The sequence below is a fragment of the Streptomyces sp. NPDC028289 genome, assembly GCF_055565975.1.
Genome location: NZ_JBVHTI010000009.1, coordinates 432,846 through 452,885 on the forward strand (window position 1 = coordinate 432,846; position 20,040 = coordinate 452,885).

Here is a 20,040-nt window from a genome sequence, read left to right on the forward strand (position 1 = left end):
GGACCGCCGGGCCTTCGCCGTGTGCGCTCGCGCACGGGTCACAGCAGGTGCGCGCCGCCGTCCACGGACAGGACCGCGCCGGTCGTGTAGGGCGACTCGATCAGCCCGTGCACGGACGCGGCGACGTCCTCGGGGGTGCCCACCCGGCGCAGCGGGGTGTTCTCCCGCACGTGCTCGGCGATCGCCGTGAAGTCCTTGGTCCACGGCGTCTCGATGAGCCCGGGCGCCACGGCGTTGACCCGGACCTGCGGGCCCGCGGTGTTGGCCAGCAGCCGGGTCATGTGCTCGATCGCGGCCTTGCTCACGGCGTACGGGACGGAGCTGCCCGCGGGCCTGCTGCCCGCCACGGAGGAGATGTTGACGACCACACCGTCGGCGGACTCACGCAGGTGCGGCATGGCTGCCACCGTGGTCGTCCAGGTGCCGATGACGTTCAGGTCGAGGATCTCGCGCCAGACGCCCGCGTGGGCCGCCTCCAGGTCCGAGTGCGGGATCACCCTGGTGGTGCCCGCGTTGTTGACCAGGATGTCGAGCCGGCCGTACCCGGCGACCGCCTCGGCGACCAGCCGGCGCGCCTCGCCCTCGTCCGAGATGTCGGCCTGGATGTACGTCGCCTCGGGCAGCGATCCGGCGAACCGGCGCCCGGCGTCCGCGGAACGCGCCGAGTTGATCACCACGCGGATCCCCGCGGCGGCCAGCCGTACGGCTACCGCGGCGCCGATGCCGGAGGTGGATCCCGTCACGAGGGCCACGCGCTTGTCGTCGGTCATGCTGTGAACTCCTTCGGGTGGATGCGGGGTGGATACGCCGGAGCGCACCGCCGGACCGGATCGCGGCCCGGCGGTGCGCTCGGGAGGAGGCCCCCCGGTCGGGGGGCGCGGCGGCCGGACGCCGGGGATGGACGACCGGCCGCCCGTCGTGGGGGTCAGCGGGACGTGCTGTGGACGGCGACCCGGCGCACGCCCAGGCGGATGCCCTGGCCGTGTACGGACGCGGCCATGGTGGTCAGCCCGACGGCGAGCTGGCGCGGGGCGGCCGCGCGTTCCTCGCCGGGCAGCTCCCACAGCACGAAGGCTCCGTCGAACTGCTGGTGGCCCAGGTCGCCCACGGTGAGCGTGTGCCGCCCGTCGACCACCCAGCGGACGGTGCCCGCAGCCGGGTCGTGGGTCAGGGCGCAGTGGTGCGGGCGGCCGGGCCGTACGTCGCACAGCGGCACGGCGACGGAGAACGCGCGCTCGTCGCGGCCCGCCCGGGGCAGCCGTTCGTACAGCGCGTACACGGCGCTGCCGGTGAGGCAGAAGTCGAAGACCATGCCGGTCTCGCGGTCGAAGGTCATGAGTGCCCCCGCTCCGCGCCCGACGTCCCCGGCCGGATCCGCGGCGGCGCCCGAGGCGGGTGCGCCCCAGGTGCCGTAGGCGCGTACCGCGAGCTCGGCCTCGACGGTCAGGGTCCGCTCCGGCGAGACGTCGAAGCCGGCGAAGCCGGTGGACGCGGTCGTCTCCAGGTAGGCGGTCCAGCGCAGGAAGGCGTCCGGCGGTTCGGGGCCCTCGGACGGGGTGAACGCCGGTTCCCCGGTGCCCGGATGGACGCTCCTCGGCACGATCACCACACCGTCCTCGCCGCGCCCGACGACTCCGTCGCCGCCCGCCCCGATGTGGGTGTCGCGCAGCCGCCAGGACGCGCCGGGGCCGGTGTGGTCCAGCCCGTGGGCGAAGTCGTCGACGAAGTGCACCCGCCGCGGGGTGCCGGTCTGCACGGTCATGGGTGCCGTACCTCTCTTCGTGGGTTGTGCCGGGCCGTTCGCGGGATCGGGGCGCGGCGCCCGGGGCTGCCCGGGCGGGGCTCAGTAGTTGCCCAGGCCGCCGCAGACGTTCAGGGCCTGCGCGGTGACGGCGGCCGCGTCGTCGCCGACCAGGTACTCGACCATCGCGGCGACCTCGCGGGTCTCCACATAGCGGCCCAGCGGCACCCGGCCGGTGATGCGGTCGAAGGTCTCCTCCTCGCTGACCTGCCAGATCCCGGCGTAGTGGGTGCGCACCCGTTCGGCCATGGGCGTCTCGACGAAGCCGGGGCAGACGGCGTTGACGGTGATGCCGGTACGGGCCAGTTCCAGGCCCAGCGCCTTGGTGAAACCGACCACGCCGTGCTTGGAGGCGGAGTAGGGGGCGGCGTGCACGACGCCCTGCTTGCCGCCGGTGGAGGCGATGTTGACGATCCGGCCGCGCTCCTTCGCGAGCATCCCGCCGGTGGTCAGGACCTCCTTCGTCATCAGGAAGACGCTGTTGAGGTTGGTGTTGACGACGTCGAACCACAGCTCGTCGGGGATTTCGTGGGTGGCGCCGCCGCCGCTGCGGCCGGCGTTGTTCACGAGGATGTCCACCGGTCCGTAGCGCTCCACCGCGGCGCGCACGAAGGCGCGGATCTGCGCGGGTTCGGACACGTCGCACACCGTGCCGTCGACGTCGTAGCCCTGCTCCTGAAGCGACTTGACGGTCTCGGTCAGCTGCTCCTGGCCGCGGGCACACAGGTACACGCGGGCGCCGAGACCGGCGAGGCGGCTCGCCACCTCCAGGCCGATCCCGCTGGTCGCGCCGGTGACCAGGGCCACCGGCCGCGCGGACTCACTCATGCTGCCTCCTCGTGTGCGGTCTGCGGTCCGAGCCTGCGCAGGTGTTCTCGAAGGGGGCTCGAAGCGGCCTTGACCGCCGTTCCTCGAGCCGGGTTCTAGGGGCGGGGGCGAACGTGAGTGGCCGTTCGTGCCCACCACTTGCCTCCGGGAGACAGCCATGACCAGCACGGAGACCGCCATGACCAGCGGCCACTCGCCGGCCGAGCGGGCCGCGCGGGTGACGCCGGAGCTGTACGCACGCGTGCAGCACTTCTACGCCCATCAGATGCAGGCACTCGACTCGCTGCGGTTCGAGGACTATGCGGCGACCTTCACCGAGGACGGCACCTTCCAGCACTCGCCCGGCGTGGAACCGGCGCGCACCCGGCCCGGGATCGTGGCCGAACTGGTCGAGTTCCACAAGCGGTTCGACGGCGACCCGGTGCAGCGGCGGCACTGGTTCGGACACGTCGCGCTGGTGCCGGGCCCGGACGGCGAGCTCCTGTCCACGACCTACGCCCTCGTGGTCACCGTCCGTCCCGGCGGCAAGCCGGAGATCGCCCCGAGCTGCGTCGTGCACGACGTACTGGTCGAGACGGAAGACGGCACGATCCGCACCCGCTCGCGGCGGATCACACACGACCAGATGTTCTGAGGAGGAGGCCCGGTGCGGCCCGGAGGGCGGGGACGGGGTGTGAGGGTGGAGGCCGGGCCGGAGCGGCCGGAACCGGTCTCGGTGGGTTCCGGGGGCGGGCCGGTACGGGTCGGCGTCCCGGCCCGGTGGGTACGCGCGGTGGCGCGGCGGGACGGCCGCGCGGCCGTCACCCGGGGCGTCGGTCCCGCCGTCGCGCTCGCCGCCGTGGAGGAGCACGGCACGCCGGAGCAGCGCGCGATCGCGACCCGGGCCGTCCTCGCGGGCGGCCGCCTCACGCTGCTCCTGCCCGAGGCACCGGTGGGCGGAAGCGATCTCGAGGGAACCGCCGGGTACGTGGAGTTCGCCCCGGCCGGGCCCGCCCTCTCGGGCGCCTCGCTCACGGCGCGCCTGGTGGTCCGCGGCGCCGCGGAGGACTCCTTCCTGGGGGCGCCGGAGCACGGTGCCCAGGTGTTGCTGGACGCCCTGCGGTTCGGCTGGCCCCTGTTCGTGTCGGCGGGCATCGGCACGGCCGACACCGTGCTCCGCGAGGTCGTCGACGCCGCCGGGACCGCCGGTGTGCGTCCGCTGGACTCCTCGCTCACCCGGCGTGCGGTGACGGCCGCCTTCCTCGAACTGCTCGTCGTGGACTGCCTGGTGACGACGGCCGAACGCGCCCTGGAGCTCGCGCCGGCGCAGGCGACGGCGCTGTCGGCCGTGGCCGGACATCTGGGGCCGCGGCTGCTGCGGGACGGCGCCGAGGGCCTCGTACCGGTGCTGGGCCGGCACGCCCACACCGCGTACGGCGCGTTCGGCGCGTTCGGCACGACACGCGCCCGGCTGCGGGGGCTCGCCGCGCCGTCGCGCCACGGGCCGGGAAGTCTGGGTGTGCTCACCGCGCTGTCGGCCCGCGGGGAGCACCACGCGGCCGTTCTGCCGGAGGCCGTGCACGCGCCGGACGGCCCGCCGGCTCCGCCGGGGGTCCGACCGGTCACGGCCCCCGCAGCCTGGTTCGAGCCGCGGTTGCCCGCCGAGGGCCTGTCCGGCCCGCTCGGCGCACTCGTACGGCTGCTGGCCCGCGAAGCCTCCGTGGTAAGCGCGGAGTTCGCCGGCGCGCGGGCATCGGGGTCCGCACCGGCCCTGCGCGCGGCCGCCGACCGCTACGCCCTGCTGCACGCGGCGGCCTGCTGCCTCGGCGTGGCACGCAACGCGCCCCCGGGCTTCCTCGCCGACCCGGCGTGGCTCACCGCCGCCCTGGCCCGTATCGCGCACCGCCTCGCCCTCCCCCCGGCGCCCGGCAGCGGCCGACGGGACGACACCGTCCTCCAGGAGGTCCTGACCCGGTGCCGCGACGACACGACCCTCGACCTGTACGCCTCCCCTCTGTCCGGCACCGGGAGGCGGCCGTGACCGGCGACCGCACGCACGCCGGCACCGCCGCGCACCCCGGGGCCGCGGTCGCCGCCGGGCCCGTGCCCGGGCCGGCCCGAGTCGCCGGGCCGGACGCCCCGTGGGAGGAACTCGGCGCCGCCCTCGAAAGGTTCGGGCATACCGTGCTGTGGAGCCGGACACCGGACTGGCAGGTCGGGGACGAGCGCGAACTCGGACTTTCCCAGCGGGAGTTCACGCGGGCCGCGGCGCTGTCCGGGCGCAGGCGGCCGGCGTTCGTGGCCTCCCGGCTGCTGCTGCGCCACGCCGCGGCGCACGCGCTCGGTGCCGCGCCCGCGGACATCGACGTGGCGCGCGCGCCGGAGGGCCGGCCCTTCCTGCGCGGCTGCGAGGAGCTCGACGTGAGCGTGAGTCACACCGGCGACCTGGCCGTGGTCGCGCTGAGCCGCTCAGGACGGGTCGGCGTCGATGTGGAGTCCGCGACGCGCACGGTCGCCGGACTCGGCGCCGAGGTCCTGACGGCGCACGAACTGGCGGCGCTGGCCCAGCTGCCGGACCCGCACCGAGCCCGGGCCCTGCTGCGCCTGTGGACCCTCAAGGAGGCCTACGCCAAGGCCCTGGGCCACGGCCTCAGACTGCCCTTCGCGTCCTTCGGGTTCGCCCCGCTCCCCCAGGAGCGGTCCACCGCGTCCGCGGACGCGGACGGCCCCGTTCGGCTGGTCACCGCCGACGGGGCTCTCGTCGATGCACCGGGCTGGCGGTTCCGTACCCGCGGTGTGGCCGGTGATCACCTGCTGGCCCTGGCCCTCGGGCCCGGTCCGCACCCGCCGTCACCGGGGCTCGACGCCGCCCTGGCCGCGGCCGTGCTCAGTGCGCCGCGGCCAGCGGCGGTTCGAGGGACGGGTCCGCGGACAGCATCGCCCGGTACAGCCGCTGCAGCCGCGGCGACGGCTCGATCCCGAGCTCCTCGATGAGCGTGCCGCGCATCCGCTGGAACGCCTCCAGCGCCCGCCAGGCGTTGCCCGAGCGGTACAGCGCCAGCATGAACTGGGCGCACAGGCTCTCCTTCATGGGATACCTGGCCGCCAGCATCCCCAGCTCGGACAGCAGCGCCGCGTGCCGCCCCAGCCGCAGATCCGCCTCGATGCGCTGTTCGAGGACCCGCAGCCGGGACTCCTCCATGCCGATCAGCTCGACGGACAGCACCTCGCCGGTGGGCACGTCCACCAGGCCGGGACCGCGCCACAGTTCGAGCGCCCCGGCCAGCAGCACCGACGCGGCCGCCGCGTCCCCGGCCTCCAGCTCCTCCCCGCCCCGGGCCGCCTTGTGCTCGAACTCGGCGAAGTCGGAGCACAACTCGGCGGCGTCCAGGCGGTAACCGCCGTAGCAGGTCCTCAGTACGTCCTTGGCGCCACGGCCCGCATCGCGACCGAGCGCCGACGCTATCTTGCGGCGCAGCTGGAGTATGTAGGTCTGCAGCGTGGTGGTCGCGCTGCGCGGCAGCTGGTCGCCCCAGATCTCCTCCATCAGCACGGGCGCCGGCACGACACGGCCCGCGCGCAGGGCGAGCAGTGCGAGGATCTGCCGGGGTTTGCCGGCGCTGGGCACGATCGACACACCGTGCTCCTGGACGAGCAACGGGCCAAGGACCTTGATCTCCACGTGGATCTCCCCTGTTCTCCTGACGGACCTGTGAGGTCGGGCGTCCGGAAACGCATCCATCTTGCCGGGAGCCTCGCACCGATCGGCATCCCGGCCGTAGACCGTTCCTCATGATCTGCGACGGGAATTGCTCATATGAGGAATTCACACCCGGAGGCTGAACAGCTCACTGCCCCCGCGGCACGCTCTGATCCACACTCGTCGGACTTGGGCGCCCGACTAGGAGATGACATGCCCGACATCACCGAGACCCGGACGTCCGACGCCTTGACGCTCCCCCTGTGGTCCCTGCTCGACGAGGTCGTCGTGGAGGGCCGCGCCGACGGGTCCGTCGTGCTGCGCCGCGGCACGGAGGTCAGGAGCCTGTACCGGCCCGGGCTGCTGGTGCGCAACGCGCTGGACCGGATGACGCTGGGGCCGGTGCGGCTGGACAACCTCACCGGAGTGCCGGTGCGGCCGGGCGACAGCGGCAGCTGCGGCGAAGTGGCCGAACTGATGTGGTCGTTGCGGTGCATCGCGGAACTCGTGGTGCACACCCTCGGCTACGACGACCCGCGCGGCCCGCTGCTGTCCGTGTACTGCTCGGCCGGTTCCGCCGCGTTCCGTCCGGCGCGGCCGTCCGGCGAGGTCCGGGTGCGGCTCGCGCCCGGCGTCGTGTGCCGCCGGGAACACGGCGAGCCGGTCCTGGCCTCCCCGCGCTCCGCGCACCGCGTGCGACTGCACCGCCCGGAGGCCACGGCCCTGGTGGCCACCCTGCACCGGCCGCTGGACGTCCGGGAGGCAGCCGCGGCCGTTTCCCTGCGCCGCGACGTGACCGAGGAGATCCTGGCCTACCTGGTGGGTGCCGACGTGGTCTGCTGAACCGGCCCGCGCCCGCCCGGCGGCCACCGGGCCCCGTCAGATGAGCCACCCCGCGTCCCGCGCGATCCGCACGGCGTCGAGGCGGTTGCGCGCGTTGAGCTTGGTCACCGCGGCGGTGATGTAGTTGCGGACGGTGCCCACCGAGAGATGGAGCCGGGCCGCGATCTCCGCCGCCTCCGCGCCCTCGGCGACGAGCCTCAGCACCTCCGACTCCCGTGCCGTCAGCGGGTCCTCCGAGGCGCCCCAGGCGGCCAGGGCGAGCTTGGGGTCGATGACCCGGTGCCCGGCGTGCACCCGGCGCACTCCCTCGGCGAGGTCCCTGGGCGGCGCGTCCTTGAGGAGGAAGCCGGAGACCTGGGCGTCCAGGGCCCGTCGCAGGGTCCCCGGGCGACCGAGGCTGGTGAGGATCAGCACCCGGCACCCGGGCAGTGCCGAGCGCAGCTCGCGCGCGGCCGTCAGACCGTCGACGCCGGGCAGGTCGATGTCGACGATGGCCACGTCGGGCCGCTGCCGCATCGCCTGCGGCACGATCTCGTCCCCTCGCTCCACTTCGCTGACCAGCTCGAAATCCGGTTCCAGACTGAGCAGTGCGGCCAGGGCGCCACGCACCATGTGCATGTCCTCGGCCAACAGTAGTCGTATCTTGCCCGCCTTCATGCTCCCCCATTTCATGATCGCAAGCGTGACCCGAATCCTACTCAAGTCAGTTTTCCGGTCGTACTCGACTGTGCGTGTGCAGTGTGAGGTACCCGACAGTCCACACACGTCTGGAGTTCTGATGACCGCGCCTGTCCAGCGGCTCGCGCCGCCCCGTACGCAGGAGGTCGCCGACCGGGTCTTCGCCTATGTGCAGCCGGACGGTGGGTGGTGTCTGAACAACGCCGGCATCCTGGCCGGGGAGGGGGTGACGGCCCTGGTGGACACCGCGGCGACCGAACGCCGCTCGCTCGCACTGCGGGACGCCGTGCGCTCCGTCACCCCGCACGCTCCGCGCTACGTCGTCAACACCCACTTCCACGGCGACCACACCTTCGGCAACTACGTGTTCACCCCCGGCGCGGTGGTCGTGGGCCACGAACGCACGCGTACGGAGATGACGGAGGCGGGGCTGCACCTGACCGGGCTGTGGCCGGACGTCGAGTGGGGCGACCTGGTGCTCGATCCGCCCTCGGTGACCTACCGGGACCGGTTGACGCTCCATGTGGGCGGGATCGAGGCCGAGCTGGTGCATGTGGGGCCGGCCCACACGACGAACGACACCGTGGTGTGGCTGCCCGCGCAGCGGGTGCTGTTCACCGGCGACCTGGTGATGGCCGGGGTCACCCCGTTCTGCCCGATGGGCTCGGTGGCCGGTTCGCTGGAGGCGATCGCGCGGCTGCGCGGGTTCGGCGCCGAGACCCTGGTCACCGGGCACGGCCCGGTGTGCGGTCCGGAGGTGTTCGACGTCGCCGAGTCGTACCTGCGCTGGGTGCACGAGCTGGCCGTCGAAGGCGACGCGGCGGGCCTGAGCCCGCTGGAGGTGGCACGCGAGACGGACCTGGGCGAGTACGCCGAACTGCTCGACTCCGAGCGTCTGGTGCCGAACCTGCACCGCGCCTACGCCGAGGTGCGCGGTGCCCGGCGCGGCGCACCGATGGACATCGGCGCGCTCTTCGAGGAGATGATCGAGCACCACGGCCGGCTGCCGGCCTGTCACGCCTGACCCGGGCAGCCGACCCGCCCCGCACGACCGGGCCCCGCCGACCACCGGCGGGGCCCTCGGCAGGTCCGTCGGCTAGCCGTGCGTCGCCGCCATTTCGGTCTCCTGGTGCCAGACGCTGTAGGTGCCGCGCTGGTAGAGCAGGGGCCTGCGCCGGTACACCTCGGCCGCCTCCACCCGTGCCACGAGGATCCAGTGGTCACCCGCCTCGACATGCTGCACGATGCGGCACTCGGCGTGGGCGAGCGCGACGTCCGCCAGCACGGGCGCGCCGCCGGCCAGTGCCGCGGGGCGCCAGCGCAGTCCCTCGAACTTGGCGTCGGCCTTGCTCGCGAACACGTCGGAGGCCGTACGGCCGTTCTCCGCGAGGACGTGCACCACGAAGGCGCCGGAGTGCCGGAGCGCCGGCAGGGACTGGGAGTTGCGGTCCACGCACACCAGGAGCATCGGGGGCGCGGCCGAGACCGCCGTCATCGCGTTGCAGGTGAGGCCGCGGGGCGTACCGTCCGCGTCCACTGTCGTGACGACGGAGACCGAGGTGGGATAGGAACCGAAGAGCTCGCGGAAGCGCTGGGCGTCCACCGCCATTCCACTGCACCGCCAATCGGGATCGGGTTGTCTGCGGCCCTGGCTGAGAGCCCTTCGCAGCTTCCGTGTCCCGGGTGGAGCCCCGCTGGACGGGAGCTCGACCCGGGCGCCGGCGGTGTTCAGCCGACCCGGTGCACCGCCGCGACCCCGGCCGGGCGGGCGGGGATGACGGCCTCCAGCCGGAACCGCCCGTCGTCCAGACGGTCGGCCGCCAGGGTGCCGCCCACCGCGCCCAGCCGGGTGCCGAGGTTGTCGAGGCCGCTGCCGCTGTCCGGGGAGGAGTCCCGGCGGTGGGTGTCGGCACCGTCGTTGAGCACGGACAGCCGTACGGCTCCGTCGGCCATGCGCGCGGATATCTCGCAGTTGCGCACCTTGCTGTGGCGCAGCACGTTGGTGACGGCCTCCCGCAGGACGGTCGCGAGGACGGTCTCCACCCGGACGTCGAGGTCGGCGACGGCGACCATGACGTCCACGCTGACGTCGGCCGCGGCCAGCACCGACCGCGCGGAGGCCGCCTCGTCGGCCAGGGAGAGCCTGCGGTAGCCGCTGGCGACGGTGCGGACGTCGGCCAGGGCCTGGCGGGAGATCTCCAGCATTCCGGTGATCTCGGACTGGGCGCGCTCCGAGTGGGCCGGTACCAGGCGGTGGATGAGCTCGCCCTTGAGGGTGATGGCGGACAGGCTGTAGCCGAGCAGGTCGTGCAGGTCGCGGGAGAACCGCATGCGCTCCTCGATCACGGCCATCCGCGCGAGTTCCTGACGGGCCGTGTGCATCCTGACCACGAGTTCGGCGAGGCTGGTCAGGGCGAAGACCACCAGCCCGGTCAGGAGCGTCGACTCGCACAGGTAGACGCTGTCGAGCAGGGACCTGCCCACCAGCACCGGCTGCACGAGCATGCTCAGCCCGACCAGGCCGTACGCCGCCCAGTTGTACGGCCCGGGCAGCAGGAGCAGCAGCGATCCGGCCAGGAATCCCGCCATGCCGCCCCATTCCGACGCGTAGACGAGCAGCGGCAGATAGGTGACCAGGCCCTGCAGGCTCAGCGTGAGCGCTCTGCGCCGGGCGGACCGCTGCCGGGCCGAGGGCGCCGAGTGCCAGAGCTGGAGCACGAAGACCGCCGCCAGTCCGGCGACGCCGCCCGCCTCGTCGCTCGCGGGAATGTCCTGCCGGAACAGGTTGAGCACCGTGATCAACAGGTACGACAGCAGCACGGCGACCAGGATGCCGCGGGCCACGCGTGGCGCGGGGATGTCCCCGATACCCGGCTGCACGGCCGTCGCCTGCTGTAAGAGCGGGTTGCCTGTCGATGCCGAGGACCCTTGCGTCGAGTCCGTGCCGGTTCGACGAGGATCAACGCTGTGCGACACGGCACCCCTCCCCCAGGTGGTCGAACCATTTCGGCCTGCAACTATAGGCAGCCTTTGTGGCGTGCATGCAACACGCTTTCCCAAGGCCTGAGTTCAGACGAAGAGGGGCACCGGGTTGAGGTCCTCGTATGCGGTCGGCGTGTCCAGCCGGCCCAGCGTGACGGGGACGTCGTACAGGCGTCCGGGCGCGAACCGGGCCCAGAAGTGGCGCAGTCCGGGCACGAGGACCTTGACGACGGGCAGGCCGATGTCGGGCCGGGTCTGGTCCAGGACGAGCAGTTCCATGCCCCGCTCGGCCACCAGCGCCTCCGCTGCCGCGACGTCGTCGCGCAGATCGGTGCGCGGGGTGTAGGGCCAGGAGGCGGGCGTGCGGGCCGCGGCGGCCGGATCCGGGCGCAGGAACGGCCGGCCCGCGACCGTGGCCGTGCGCCACCAGGTGCGCGGCTCGGGGTCGTCGACGGCGTATCCGGTGCCGTCGGGGCGCGCCCCGGCCACCGCGGGCAGCATCTGGCCGAGTTCGGTCAGGGCGCGCCGCAGGGCGACGGCCGGGTCGAAGTGGGCGCCGAATCCGAACAGGATGTCCTCGGCGGGCTTGTCGACGCGCCGGGAGACGGCCGCGAGAGCGGGCACGCCGAGGTCGGTCGTGAGGTCGAGGACCCAGGTCTCGCGGCCGAGGGCACGACAGCCGTCTATCACGCGCCGCACCCAGGGGGCGTCGAAGGCGTCGAGGTCGACGGCAGGCTGGCGGGTGCGGTTGTACCACCACAGGGCGACGGCGTCGCGTTCGACGAGTTCCATGAATCCCTGGAGGACGGCGTCCTCCAGGCTGCCGCCCGCGGCGTTGCCGTTCGAATCGGCGCGCAGTCCGCCCCCGTCGAAGTCCCTGGGATCGAAGTAGAGCAGGGAGGTGGGCAGGAGCCGGTGCCGGCCGGCGGTGAGCGACCAGACCGGGGTCCACTCGCCGGGCCGGTTCTCGTCGAAGGGCGCGGGCACGTACTGGAAGTGCGCGGCGCGGGCGTTCCAGCGGTCGCGGTCGCGGAACTGCCGTTCGTCGTAGAGCTGGCAGGCGTTGGGGTGGATCGCGTCGGCGCCGAGCGCCCGGTAGGTGTCGCGGACGACGGGCTCGTCGCCGTGCCGGGTGGCGCTGTACCGCTCGACGGCCTCGCACAACGCGCTCACCTGCGCCTCGGCCGGGTCGAGCCCCTTGCCCCCGCTGAGCGCGCGCAGTCCGGCGCGCAGCCCGGCCAGGGTGTGCGCCTCGGTGGCGAGGTTGTGGCCGGACAGATAGCAGTCGACGAAGCCGGGAGCGCGCGGGTCGCGCCGCAGCTCCTTGACCACACCGCTGACGGGTCCGATCAAGTGGCCGTACTTCTCCAGCATCCGGTGCGCCGTCAGTGCACGGTGGCCGTTGCCCTCGACGGCCGTCTTGGGACGCGGGTGCGGTACGTACGGCCGGCGTACCTGTCGGGCCACCATGCCCGGGTCCCCGCAGTCGGGGCACTGCGGGCGTCTGCGCACCGGGTGCAGGGTGGTGCGGCGCGTGAGCGTGTCGTAGGCGAGGAGGTCCGGCAGGGCCGGGTCGCGCAGACCGGCGACCCGGTGGGCGGCTTCGAGGGCCGCCAGCTGGAAGCCGAGGGCCCTGGTGGCCGGGAGCGAGGCGCCGGGCCGGGCCGCCGGTGCGTCCGTGCCGAGGGCGCGCCTCAGCGGTGCCTCGGAGCGGCGGTGAGTGCGCAGCCGCTGTGCCAGACAGGACCAGCACGGGCCGGGTGCGCCGAGGACGGGACCGATCCACACCTCGGGCCCGTGCACCCGCACCGGGAGCCACGGCACGCCGTCCGAGCGCAGGCGCACGTCCAGTTCGCCCAGGCGGGGATCGAGATGGTCCTCGCACACCACGAGCACGAGGGCCTCGGTGTCCGACGCGTCGGCCGCCACCCGCAGCCCCGCACCGGCACAGGCCGCGGCGAGAGCGGCGCGGTCGGCGTCACCGACGGCGTCCGGCGCGTCCAGGACCTCGACGCGTACGGCTTCGGCGGTCAGTTTGGCTTCCGCGGTGCGGGCGTCGGGGACCGCGTGGTCCCAGTACGCCTGGGCGGCGGGGTCGAGGCGCGACGGGGTGTGGCCGCGGACGAGTCCCGCCTCGGTGAGGGCGCGCACCGCCCGGGCACTCTGCTCGGGAGCGAGCTCCGGCGCGGCGGCGCGCTGGAGGTCGGGGAGGGTGCGGGTGCCGTCGAGGAGGGGCGCCACCACCTCGGCCGCCGGCCCGCGGACGGCGACCACACTCTCGGAGGAGAGCAGATAGACGGCCTCCCCCGGTACGACCACGCTGCGCAGATGACGCTTGAAACCGACGGGCGCCTCCTCGTCGGCCGTGTGCGCCCGCTCCGCCCCCCGTACCTCGCTCACGCCCGGATCACTCCGTGTGCCCGGCCGCCGCGGCTCCGTCGACCGCGGGCAGGACGCGGACGCATACGCCGAACAGGGCGACGCCCCCGAGGTCGGGGCGGTCGAGGTTCTCGACCGTCAGCACGGCATCCGTTGCCTGGAGTTGGTCCTCGGCGCCGTGGGGAGTGCGCGGAGAGTGCTGCATGGTTGCTTTCCTTTCCGACCGGATGACGGCCTCGCCGACCGGATGACGGTCGTCCGACGCCTTTGACAGGGATTCTGCGAAGCCTTGGCGGCAGAAGGCAGTGGCGCCGTCACGTCTTGGACCATGAACTTCTCACGTCTTCGCGCAACGCCGGAGTCCCGCACGTCCCGCGGGGCCATTCTCCCTACGGGCCTTGGCCGTTCGGCGCGTGGCGACATCCGTCCGTTGCACTTGCGAGGACATCGACAGCGATCGTACTGTTCGATGACTACCAACCTGATCGATGAACATCGAACCGATGAGAACGGACGAGGTGAGCACGATGTCCGCCACGGAGACGCGGGACACACCGAGTGCCACGGACCGGCACAACTGGCGCATGCTGCCGGTGATCCTGGCCGCCTTCTTCATGTACGGCTTCGACGGCAACGTCGTGAACGTGACGATCCCTTCGCTCCAGGCGGACCTCCACGCCGGCGAGGCGGCCCTGGAACTGGTCGTCGGCGGTTACGTCTTCACCTACGCGGCCGGCCTGGTGCTCGGTGGCCGCATGGGCGACCTCTTCGGCTACCGGCGCATGTTCCTGGTCGGCATGGCGAGCTTCACCGTCGCCTCCGTGCTCTGCGGCCTGGCACAGAACCCGACCCAGCTCGTCGTCTTCCGGATGCTGCAGGGGCTGACGGCAGCCGCCATGGTGCCGCAGGTGCTCGCCCTGATCACCTCCACGTTCCCGGCCGAGCAGCGGCCGCGCGCGCTGGCCTGGTTCGGTGTGACCGGCGGGCTCAGCGGCATCTGCGGACAGGTGCTGGGCGGTCTGCTGCTGGTCTCCGACCTGTTCGGCCTCGGCTGGCGCGTGATCTTCTTCGTGAACGTCCCGATCGGCATCGTCGTCATCGCCCTCGCCCTGCGGCTGCTCCCCACCACCGCCTCGGGCCGCCGCCCCGGCCTCGACGCCCTGGGCATCCTGGGCATCTCCGGATCGCTCGCCCTGGCACTGGTTCCGCTCGTCCTCGGCCGCGAGTACCACTGGCCGCTGTGGGCCTGGATCCTGCTGGTGGCCTCGGTGCCGGCGATGGCGGCCGCGCTGCTGTGGGAGCGCAGGCTCGCCCGGACCGGCGGACAGCCGCTGCTCGACCTGACGCTGTTCCGCAGCAAGGTGTTCAACGCCGGGCTCGCCATCAACGCGGCCTTCATGGCCTTCTTCACCAGCTACATCTTCGTGCTGAGCCTGATGCTCCAGACCGGCCTCGGCTTCAGCGCGCTCCACGCGGGCCTGGTCTTCGCCCCGACCGCCGTACTCGCCATGGTCGCCTCGCTCAAGGGCAAGGGCCTGGTCGCCAAGCACGGCCTGCGGGTGCTCACCATCGGCTCGCTGATCACCGCCGTGAGCGTCCTGATCACCGCCGTCGGCCTGCAGGTCCAGGGCGGTGGCATCTCCCAGCCGGTGCTGCTGGTCTCCACGGCCCTGATGGGCATCGGCAACGGCCTCATCCTGCCCTCCCTGATCGGTGCCCCGATGGCCGGCGTCAAGCCCGCCCAGGCCGGCATCGCCTCCGGCATGCTGTCCACCACCCAGCAGTTCGCCAGCGTGACCGGCGTCGCCGTGCTGGGCGCGATCTTCTTCGCCAAGCTCGGCGATCGCGCCGGGGCCGGCGCGTACGCCGGCGCCACCGAGCTGGCCGCCTGGATCGCGCTCGGTCTGATCCTGGTGATGACGGCCCTGGTCACCGTGCTGGTGCGGGCCGCGGCGGCATCGGCGGCCGAGGCCCGGGCGGCGAGCGACGCGTCCCCCGGGGACGTCGCCCCCGCGAAGGCCTGACCGTGCGCGGTTTCGTCACCGACCCCACGGCCCCCGGCGGCCTCCGGCTGACCGACGGTCTGCCGGAGCCCGACCCGGCCCCGCACGAGGCCGTGGTGGAGGTCCGCGCGTTCTCCCTCAACCACGACGAGGCCAACCTCGTCCGGCGCAGGCCGCACGGCTGGCGCCCCGGCCAGGACACCGCCGGTGTCGTGGTGCGGGCCGCCGCCGACGGCACCGGTCCGTACGTGGGCGAGCGGGTGGTCGCCTACATGGACTGGGAGGGCTGGTGCGAGCGCATCCCGATCGCCGGCCACCGGACCGCCGTACTGCCCGACGAGGTCTCCTTCGAGCAGGCGGCGACCCTTCCGGTCGCGGGTCTGACCGCGCTGCGGGCGCTGCGGGCGGGCGGTGCGCTCCTCGGCCGGGACGTGCTGGTCACCGGGGCGAGCGGCGGCGTCGGACAGTTCGCGGTGCAGCTCGCGGTGGCGTCGGGGGCGCGGGTGACCGCGCACGTGACCCGCCCCGAGCGGGCCGAGGAGGTGCGCGCACTCGGCGCCCACCGCGCGGTGACCTCGCTCGCCGAGCACGCCGAAGGGGTTCCCGGCCCCTTCCACCTCGCCCTCGACGGCATCGGGGGGCCGCTCCTGCCGCAGGTGCTGCACCGCATGGCGCCGGGCGCGACGACCGTGCTGTACGGCAACATCGGCGGCCCGTCCCAGGTGCGCATCCTCGACTTCGCCGGATACGCGCCCAACAGCAAGGTGATGGGGCTGGTCAGTCCGATCCCGGACCACACCAAGGGTGAGGACCTGGCCATCCTCGTCGGCCTGATCGCCGACGGGCGTCTGGTACCGCGCATCGGTCTGCGCGACACGTGGGAGCGGACCGCCGAGGCGTTCGCGGCCCTGGCGGCACGCTCCTTCCGGGGCAAGGCGGTACTGGTCCTGCCGTGACCGCCTGTCCTCCTCCGACGCGGGCGGGGCGCCTACTTCCCCCGGGGCGCCCCGCCCGTTCCGCTGTGCCTCCACCCCTCAGCCGGTCGCCCCGAACCACTTCGTCAGCGCCGGCTCCAGGCCCTCACCGGTCACCTCGCCGGCCGGGGCCGCCCAGGCGACATAGCCGTCGGGGCGGATCAGCAGGGCACCGGCGCCGAGTTCGTCGGCCCGGGCGCGCACGGTGTCGACCGCGGCCCGACGCGACCCGGCCGCAAGAGCCGGTGCACCGTCGGAGAGGTCGAGCAGGACGCCGTGCCCGCCGTGCAGCAGCTCGTGGACACGGCGTTCGCCGTCCTCGGTCTTCAGCACCGCGTTGGGCACCCGGCGACCCGCCAGCGGGTGGTCGCCGGACGCCGGGTAGACCACGTCGAGGCCGTTGACCATGCCGGTGAGGAAGTCGCGCACCTCGTCGAAGTCCAGCAGCACGTCGAAGAGTTCGCGCAGCGCGCCCACCTTGTCGCCCGGCTCCATGAGGGCGACCTGGGCCCGGGTGTTGTGCAGCACGGCGGCGGCGACCGGGTGCCGCTCCTCGTGGTAGGTGTCCAGCAGTTCCTCTCCCGCGCGCCCCGCGAGGACGGCCGCGAGCTTCCAGCCGAGGTTCGCCGCGTCCTGGATGCCGAGGTTGAGCCCCTGGCCGCTGGCCGGGAAGTGGATGTGCGCGGCGTCCCCGGCCAGGAACACCCGGCCCACCCGGTACTGCGCCGCCTCGCGGGTCGCGTCCCCGAACCGGGACAGCCAACGGGCGCCGCGCATACCGTAGTCCGTGCCGGCGATCGACCGGTAGGCGGTGCGCAGCACATCGATGTCGAGGGGTGCGTCCCGGTCCGTGACCTTGTCGAACTCGACGGTGACCACCCGGTAGAGGCCCGGCCCGAGCGGGAACTGCATGGCCACGCCGTTCGTGTGCCGGGGCATGGATCCGGTCACCGGCTGGTCCAGGCCGGGCAGTTCGACGTCGCCGACCATCGCGGTGAGCGTGGTGGGCGTGCCGGGGAAGCCGACGCCGAGCAGCTCGCGCACGGTGCTGTGCCCGCCGTCGCAGCCTGCCGCATAGGCCGCCGGCAGGACATACGCCCCCTCGGCTCCCTCGACCGTCAGCGCGACCCCTGACGCATCCTGCGCGAGGCCCGTCACCCGGGCACCGAAACGGAGTTCGACACCGAGTTCCAGCGCCCACTGCTCCAGCAGGCGCTCCGTGTCCGCCTGCGGGATGCGCAGCATGTACGGGTGGTCGCCGGCGAATCGTTCGAAGTCGAGCTTGCGGATTCCCGCGAAGTGCCCGACCGGCACCTTGGGATGCCCCTCGGCCAGGAACCGCTCCACGATCCCGCGCTGGGCCAGGACCTCCAGCGAACGGGCGTGCAGCCCGAGCGCCTTGGAGTGCCCCGTGCGTTCCGGCAGCGCCTCGAGCACGACCACCTCGGCACCGGCCAGGCGCAGTTCGCACGCCAGCATCAGTCCGGTCGGCCCCGCACCCACGATCGCCACGTCCGTCATCCGTCACCCTCCCGAGGACCGCCCGCCCGACGGCGCCGGCCCCTGATTCGGAACCTCCCATGACACGTGCTCACGCAGCGTCCCGGGGCCCGCTGGAGACTGACTTGAGGCGGGTCGAGCCGGAGTTCGAAACGACTTCCCGCGCCGGGGCGACCGCGGACGGGGGCGACCGCCGCCGGGCCCGACATTGCCGAGCGCGGTCCGCAGGTCCTCCTCGTCGGCGAGCAGCGGGGGTCAACTGACCGTGGTCACGGTCGCCGTCCCCGAGCCGCGACCGAGCCGTCACGCGCCTGTCGTCGAACCGGGGCGGACGATCATCAGGACCACCACGACGAGCCAGACGAGGGCGAACATGCCGGTGATCATCGACAGCCTGGGCAGCCTGGCGATCAGGGACTCCGTGACGGTCGACGCCCGCTCGGGCCTGTCGAGCTGGGTGACCACGGCGTCCTGGGTGCCGAGCACCGCGATGCCCAGCAGGACGGCGGCCACCGCCGTCAGCGCCATGGAGGCGATGAGCCAGGCGCTGCCCATCACGCCCATCACCTGGGCGGTGCCGACACCGAGGATCGGGACGGAGATGCCGGCCACCGCGTAGACCCGGCAGATCCGGTGCAGCAGCTGGACCGAGCCCGTGGCCGACTGCCGCTCGGGTCCGTCGGCCAGTGCCTGGCGCGCGTAACGCGGAAACAGGCTCGCCGCGATGGTGACCGGCCCGATGAGCAGGATCGCCGCCAGCACGTGGACGCTGAGCAGGAATGTGGCCATGGCGGTGTCTCCTCTTGTCGCGCGCACGCCGGGTGGGGCATCGGGCGCATAGTTTCAGTCTGCCTTAAACTCGCCCGACGATAGCATTCCTCTGTCGAGAGCCCAGAGCTGCCGGTTGCCGGCATCCGGCCCTGGAAGGTGGGACAGGTGACGAGTGACCCGGCCGAGCGCCCTCCCCCGGGGCGCCCCGCTCTGCTGCTGATCGCCCTGGGGCGGATCGTGCGGGAGGAGGTCGAGCGCGCCCTCGAGGCCCAGGATCTGTCGCTGCGGCATCTGAGCGCCCTGGGACACCTCTCGCGCGAACCCGGGCTCTCCTACAGCGCGTTGGGGCGCCGCGCGGGAGTCACCGCGCAGAGCATGCAGGCCACCGTGCGACAGCTCGAGCAGGCCGGCGCCGTCCACCGCGTGACTCCGGCAGGACGCGGCCGCACCGCCGAACTGCGCGTCACCGACACGGGCCGCCGGTTGCTGCACGAGATGGACCATGCCGTCAGCTCGGTCGAAACCCCGCTGCTCGACGGGCTCACGGCCGAGGAGCAGGCCGACCTCGGCACACTGCTGCACCGTCTCCTGGCCAGAAGCCTGCGCGCCGACGCGCCGAGCCGCTCCTGACAGAAGGGAAGGCCGGAGGCCGACCCGGACGCGCTCGCCCGCCGCTCGCCGCCGCGTTCCGGGGCGGAGCGCTTCCGGAGCAGGCGGCCGACGGGTCCACACCCCTGCGGGACGCACCGCACGGGGCTCTGACCTGCATCGAGTCGTTCACCGTGGAACACCGACGTCCGCGGCGCGCCACCCCTCAGGCGGGCACCGCCCGGAAGGCGTCGGAGCTCAGAGAGCGCCGGAGGAGACCGGACGGAGCGCCCACCGGGAGCGGCCCTGCGCCGTCAGCGGGAGTCCCGCGAACGCCTGATCGGCGACGTGCTCCAGCGTGGCCGTGTCGGACCCGGCTCTGGCCAGCACCTCCATGCCCCGGTTGACGGCCATGAGCAGGCGGCCGACTCCGGGGACGTCCGCCTCGGGATCGAGGTCGCCCTGCCGCTGCGCGGCCCGAACGCACCCGGTCAGCGCGTCCTCGATTCTTCCGAGGGCCCGCTTGACGCGCGCGTCGGCCTGCGGATCGTGGCCGGTCCCCTCGACGACGAAGCCGGTCACCATGCAGCCGAGCCCGTCGGGGTCCTCGTGCACGAACCGCGCCGACTGCACGAGATACGCGTGCAGCCGCTCCAGCGCGGTGTCGTCGGGACCTTCGAGCACGGCCGCCCAGGCGGCCTCGGTGCGGTCGCAGTACGCCTGCAGCGTCTGCAGGTACAGCTTGCTCTTGTCGCCGAAAGCGGCGTAGAGGCTGCCGCGGCCCAGCCCGCCGGCCTTGGCGATGTCGTCCACGCTGGTACCGGCGTACCCGGTACGGCGGAACTGCCGCTCGACGGCCTGTACGACCTTGTCCCTGTCGAATCCTGGTGGGCGCCCCATGAACCACAGCCTACAGGCCGCACAAACGTTCTTGACATTCCGTTCCACAAAATTCTACGGTTCTTGACACAGCGGTCCAGAATTCTGGTGTCCGCCGCTCCCGGCATCCCGCGA

General features: G+C 73.2%; 20 protein-coding genes. 8 read left to right on the forward strand and 12 right to left on the reverse strand.

From position 1 onward, the window contains the following. Window positions 1-38: 38 nt before the first annotated feature. From ACZ4UV_RS41745 to ACZ4UV_RS41755, 3 genes are all read right to left on the reverse strand, one after another. Window positions 39-770 (reverse strand): SDR family NAD(P)-dependent oxidoreductase, encoded by a 732-nt coding sequence (locus ACZ4UV_RS41745; protein WP_390034987.1) that lies wholly within the window; start codon window positions 768-770, stop codon window positions 39-41. 155 nt (window positions 771-925) lie between these two features. Then, on the reverse strand, window positions 926-1,762 hold the full coding sequence (locus tag ACZ4UV_RS41750; RefSeq protein WP_390034988.1) for a DUF6081 family protein: 837 nt from the start codon (window positions 1,760-1,762) through the stop codon (window positions 926-928). Window positions 1,763-1,843: 81 nt separating this feature from the next. Beyond that, window positions 1,844-2,629 (reverse strand): SDR family NAD(P)-dependent oxidoreductase, encoded by a 786-nt coding sequence (locus tag ACZ4UV_RS41755; protein WP_451021816.1) that lies wholly within the window; start codon window positions 2,627-2,629, stop codon window positions 1,844-1,846. Window positions 2,630-2,786: 157 nt separating this feature from the next. Between ACZ4UV_RS41755 and ACZ4UV_RS41760 the strand changes: the two genes are divergently transcribed. Genes ACZ4UV_RS41760 through ACZ4UV_RS41770 form a run of 3 tightly spaced genes read left to right on the forward strand, consistent with a single transcriptional unit; the run spans window position 2,787 to window position 5,602 of the window. Then, window positions 2,787-3,263, forward strand: a complete 477-nt coding sequence (locus ACZ4UV_RS41760) for a nuclear transport factor 2 family protein (RefSeq protein WP_390034990.1) — start codon at window positions 2,787-2,789, stop codon at window positions 3,261-3,263. Between the two features lie 39 nt (window positions 3,264-3,302). After that, window positions 3,303-4,649 carry a hypothetical protein gene (locus ACZ4UV_RS41765; RefSeq protein ID WP_467845308.1) on the forward strand — a complete coding sequence of 449 codons (1,347 nt, stop codon included), beginning with the start codon at window positions 3,303-3,305 and terminating at the stop codon, window positions 4,647-4,649. Further along, on the forward strand, window positions 4,646-5,602 hold the full coding sequence (locus tag ACZ4UV_RS41770) for a 4'-phosphopantetheinyl transferase family protein (protein ID WP_451021814.1): 957 nt from the start codon (window positions 4,646-4,648) through the stop codon (window positions 5,600-5,602). The genes ACZ4UV_RS41765 and ACZ4UV_RS41770 overlap by 4 nt, the downstream gene beginning before the upstream one ends. Here ACZ4UV_RS41770 and ACZ4UV_RS41775 read toward each other — a convergent pair. Continuing rightward, window positions 5,496-6,290 (reverse strand): AfsR/SARP family transcriptional regulator, encoded by a 795-nt coding sequence (locus tag ACZ4UV_RS41775; RefSeq protein WP_390034993.1) that lies wholly within the window; start codon window positions 6,288-6,290, stop codon window positions 5,496-5,498. The genes ACZ4UV_RS41770 and ACZ4UV_RS41775 overlap by 107 nt on opposite strands. A gap of 231 nt (window positions 6,291-6,521) precedes the next feature. Here ACZ4UV_RS41775 and ACZ4UV_RS41780 point away from each other — a divergent pair, with 231 nt between their 5' ends. Next, entirely contained in the window at window positions 6,522-7,151 is a 630-nt protein-coding gene (locus ACZ4UV_RS41780) for a hypothetical protein (protein WP_390034994.1), read from the forward strand. A 36-nt stretch (window positions 7,152-7,187) separates the two neighbouring features. On the opposite strand, the gene ACZ4UV_RS41785 is transcribed toward ACZ4UV_RS41780, so the two are convergent. Beyond that, window positions 7,188-7,823 (reverse strand): response regulator transcription factor, encoded by a 636-nt coding sequence (locus ACZ4UV_RS41785; RefSeq protein WP_351498608.1) that lies wholly within the window; start codon window positions 7,821-7,823, stop codon window positions 7,188-7,190. A 106-nt stretch (window positions 7,824-7,929) separates the two neighbouring features. On the opposite strand from ACZ4UV_RS41785, the gene ACZ4UV_RS41790 reads away from it, so the two are divergent. Further along, window positions 7,930-8,853 carry an MBL fold metallo-hydrolase gene (locus ACZ4UV_RS41790; protein WP_451020976.1) on the forward strand — a complete coding sequence of 308 codons (924 nt, stop codon included), beginning with the start codon at window positions 7,930-7,932 and terminating at the stop codon, window positions 8,851-8,853. Between the two features lie 72 nt (window positions 8,854-8,925). Here the strand turns inward: ACZ4UV_RS41790 and ACZ4UV_RS41795 are convergent, their stop codons facing one another. The 4 genes from ACZ4UV_RS41795 to ACZ4UV_RS41810 all read right to left on the reverse strand — a co-directional run bounded on the left by ACZ4UV_RS41795 (window position 8,926) and on the right by ACZ4UV_RS41810 (window position 13,395). Then, window positions 8,926-9,438 carry a flavin reductase family protein gene (locus tag ACZ4UV_RS41795; RefSeq protein ID WP_451020977.1) on the reverse strand — a complete coding sequence of 171 codons (513 nt, stop codon included), beginning with the start codon at window positions 9,436-9,438 and terminating at the stop codon, window positions 8,926-8,928. A gap of 119 nt (window positions 9,439-9,557) precedes the next feature. After that, window positions 9,558-10,709 (reverse strand): sensor histidine kinase, encoded by a 1,152-nt coding sequence (locus tag ACZ4UV_RS41800; protein WP_390034997.1) that lies wholly within the window; start codon window positions 10,707-10,709, stop codon window positions 9,558-9,560. Window positions 10,710-10,898: 189 nt separating this feature from the next. Beyond that, a complete protein-coding gene (locus tag ACZ4UV_RS41805) occupies window positions 10,899-13,211 on the reverse strand; it encodes a TOMM precursor leader peptide-binding protein (RefSeq protein WP_451020978.1) in 2,313 nt (770 codons plus the stop codon). 7 nt (window positions 13,212-13,218) lie between these two features. Then, complete coding sequence (locus ACZ4UV_RS41810; protein WP_451020979.1) at window positions 13,219-13,395, reverse strand: hypothetical protein; 177 nt, start codon at window positions 13,393-13,395, stop codon at window positions 13,219-13,221. A 298-nt stretch (window positions 13,396-13,693) separates the two neighbouring features. On the opposite strand from ACZ4UV_RS41810, the gene ACZ4UV_RS41815 reads away from it, so the two are divergent. Together ACZ4UV_RS41815 and ACZ4UV_RS41820 are read left to right on the forward strand one after the other, a co-directional pair. Beyond that, window positions 13,694-15,214 (forward strand): MFS transporter, encoded by a 1,521-nt coding sequence (locus tag ACZ4UV_RS41815; RefSeq protein ID WP_390035000.1) that lies wholly within the window; start codon window positions 13,694-13,696, stop codon window positions 15,212-15,214. Window positions 15,215-15,216: 2 nt separating this feature from the next. Further along, window positions 15,217-16,149, forward strand: coding sequence for a zinc-binding dehydrogenase (locus ACZ4UV_RS41820; protein WP_451020980.1), 933 nt, complete (start codon window positions 15,217-15,219; stop codon window positions 16,147-16,149). A gap of 78 nt (window positions 16,150-16,227) precedes the next feature. On the opposite strand, the gene ACZ4UV_RS41825 is transcribed toward ACZ4UV_RS41820, so the two are convergent. Next, window positions 16,228-17,688, reverse strand: coding sequence for an FAD-dependent monooxygenase (locus ACZ4UV_RS41825; RefSeq protein ID WP_451020981.1), 1,461 nt, complete (start codon window positions 17,686-17,688; stop codon window positions 16,228-16,230). A 282-nt stretch (window positions 17,689-17,970) separates the two neighbouring features. Next, complete coding sequence (locus ACZ4UV_RS41830) at window positions 17,971-18,456, reverse strand: DUF2269 family protein (RefSeq protein WP_451020982.1); 486 nt, start codon at window positions 18,454-18,456, stop codon at window positions 17,971-17,973. A gap of 147 nt (window positions 18,457-18,603) precedes the next feature. Here ACZ4UV_RS41830 and ACZ4UV_RS41835 point away from each other — a divergent pair, with 147 nt between their 5' ends. After that, window positions 18,604-19,068 carry a MarR family winged helix-turn-helix transcriptional regulator gene (locus ACZ4UV_RS41835; protein WP_451020983.1) on the forward strand — a complete coding sequence of 155 codons (465 nt, stop codon included), beginning with the start codon at window positions 18,604-18,606 and terminating at the stop codon, window positions 19,066-19,068. Between the two features lie 216 nt (window positions 19,069-19,284). Here ACZ4UV_RS41835 and ACZ4UV_RS41840 read toward each other — a convergent pair whose 3' ends face one another. Then, a complete protein-coding gene (locus ACZ4UV_RS41840; protein ID WP_451020984.1) occupies window positions 19,285-19,926 on the reverse strand; it encodes a TetR/AcrR family transcriptional regulator in 642 nt (213 codons plus the stop codon). Window positions 19,927-20,040 lie beyond the last annotated feature (114 nt).

Excerpts from the sequence above, each read along its gene's own strand:
- ACZ4UV_RS41745 (WP_390034987.1), bottom strand. The coding sequence starts at position 770 with ATGACCGACGACAAGCGCGTGGCCCTCGTGACGGGATCCACCTCCGGC.
- ACZ4UV_RS41750 (WP_390034988.1), bottom strand. The coding sequence starts at position 1,762 with ATGACCGTGCAGACCGGCACCCCGCGGCGGGTGCACTTCGTCGACGAC.
- ACZ4UV_RS41830 (WP_451020982.1), bottom strand. The coding sequence starts at position 18,456 with ATGGCCACATTCCTGCTCAGCGTCCACGTGCTGGCGGCGATCCTGCTC.
- ACZ4UV_RS41790 (WP_451020976.1), top strand. The coding sequence starts at position 7,930 with ATGACCGCGCCTGTCCAGCGGCTCGCGCCGCCCCGTACGCAGGAGGTC.
- ACZ4UV_RS41825 (WP_451020981.1), bottom strand. The coding sequence starts at position 17,688 with ATGACGGACGTGGCGATCGTGGGTGCGGGGCCGACCGGACTGATGCTG.
- ACZ4UV_RS41785 (WP_351498608.1), bottom strand. The coding sequence starts at position 7,823 with ATGAAATGGGGGAGCATGAAGGCGGGCAAGATACGACTACTGTTGGCC.
- ACZ4UV_RS41760 (WP_390034990.1), top strand. The coding sequence starts at position 2,787 with ATGACCAGCACGGAGACCGCCATGACCAGCGGCCACTCGCCGGCCGAG.
- ACZ4UV_RS41780 (WP_390034994.1), top strand. The coding sequence starts at position 6,522 with ATGCCCGACATCACCGAGACCCGGACGTCCGACGCCTTGACGCTCCCC.
- ACZ4UV_RS41810 (WP_451020979.1), bottom strand. The coding sequence starts at position 13,395 with ATGCAGCACTCTCCGCGCACTCCCCACGGCGCCGAGGACCAACTCCAG.
- ACZ4UV_RS41755 (WP_451021816.1), bottom strand. The coding sequence starts at position 2,629 with ATGAGTGAGTCCGCGCGGCCGGTGGCCCTGGTCACCGGCGCGACCAGC.
- ACZ4UV_RS41795 (WP_451020977.1), bottom strand. The coding sequence starts at position 9,438 with ATGGCGGTGGACGCCCAGCGCTTCCGCGAGCTCTTCGGTTCCTATCCC.
- ACZ4UV_RS41815 (WP_390035000.1), top strand. The coding sequence starts at position 13,694 with ATGAGAACGGACGAGGTGAGCACGATGTCCGCCACGGAGACGCGGGAC.
- ACZ4UV_RS41840 (WP_451020984.1), bottom strand. The coding sequence starts at position 19,926 with ATGGGGCGCCCACCAGGATTCGACAGGGACAAGGTCGTACAGGCCGTC.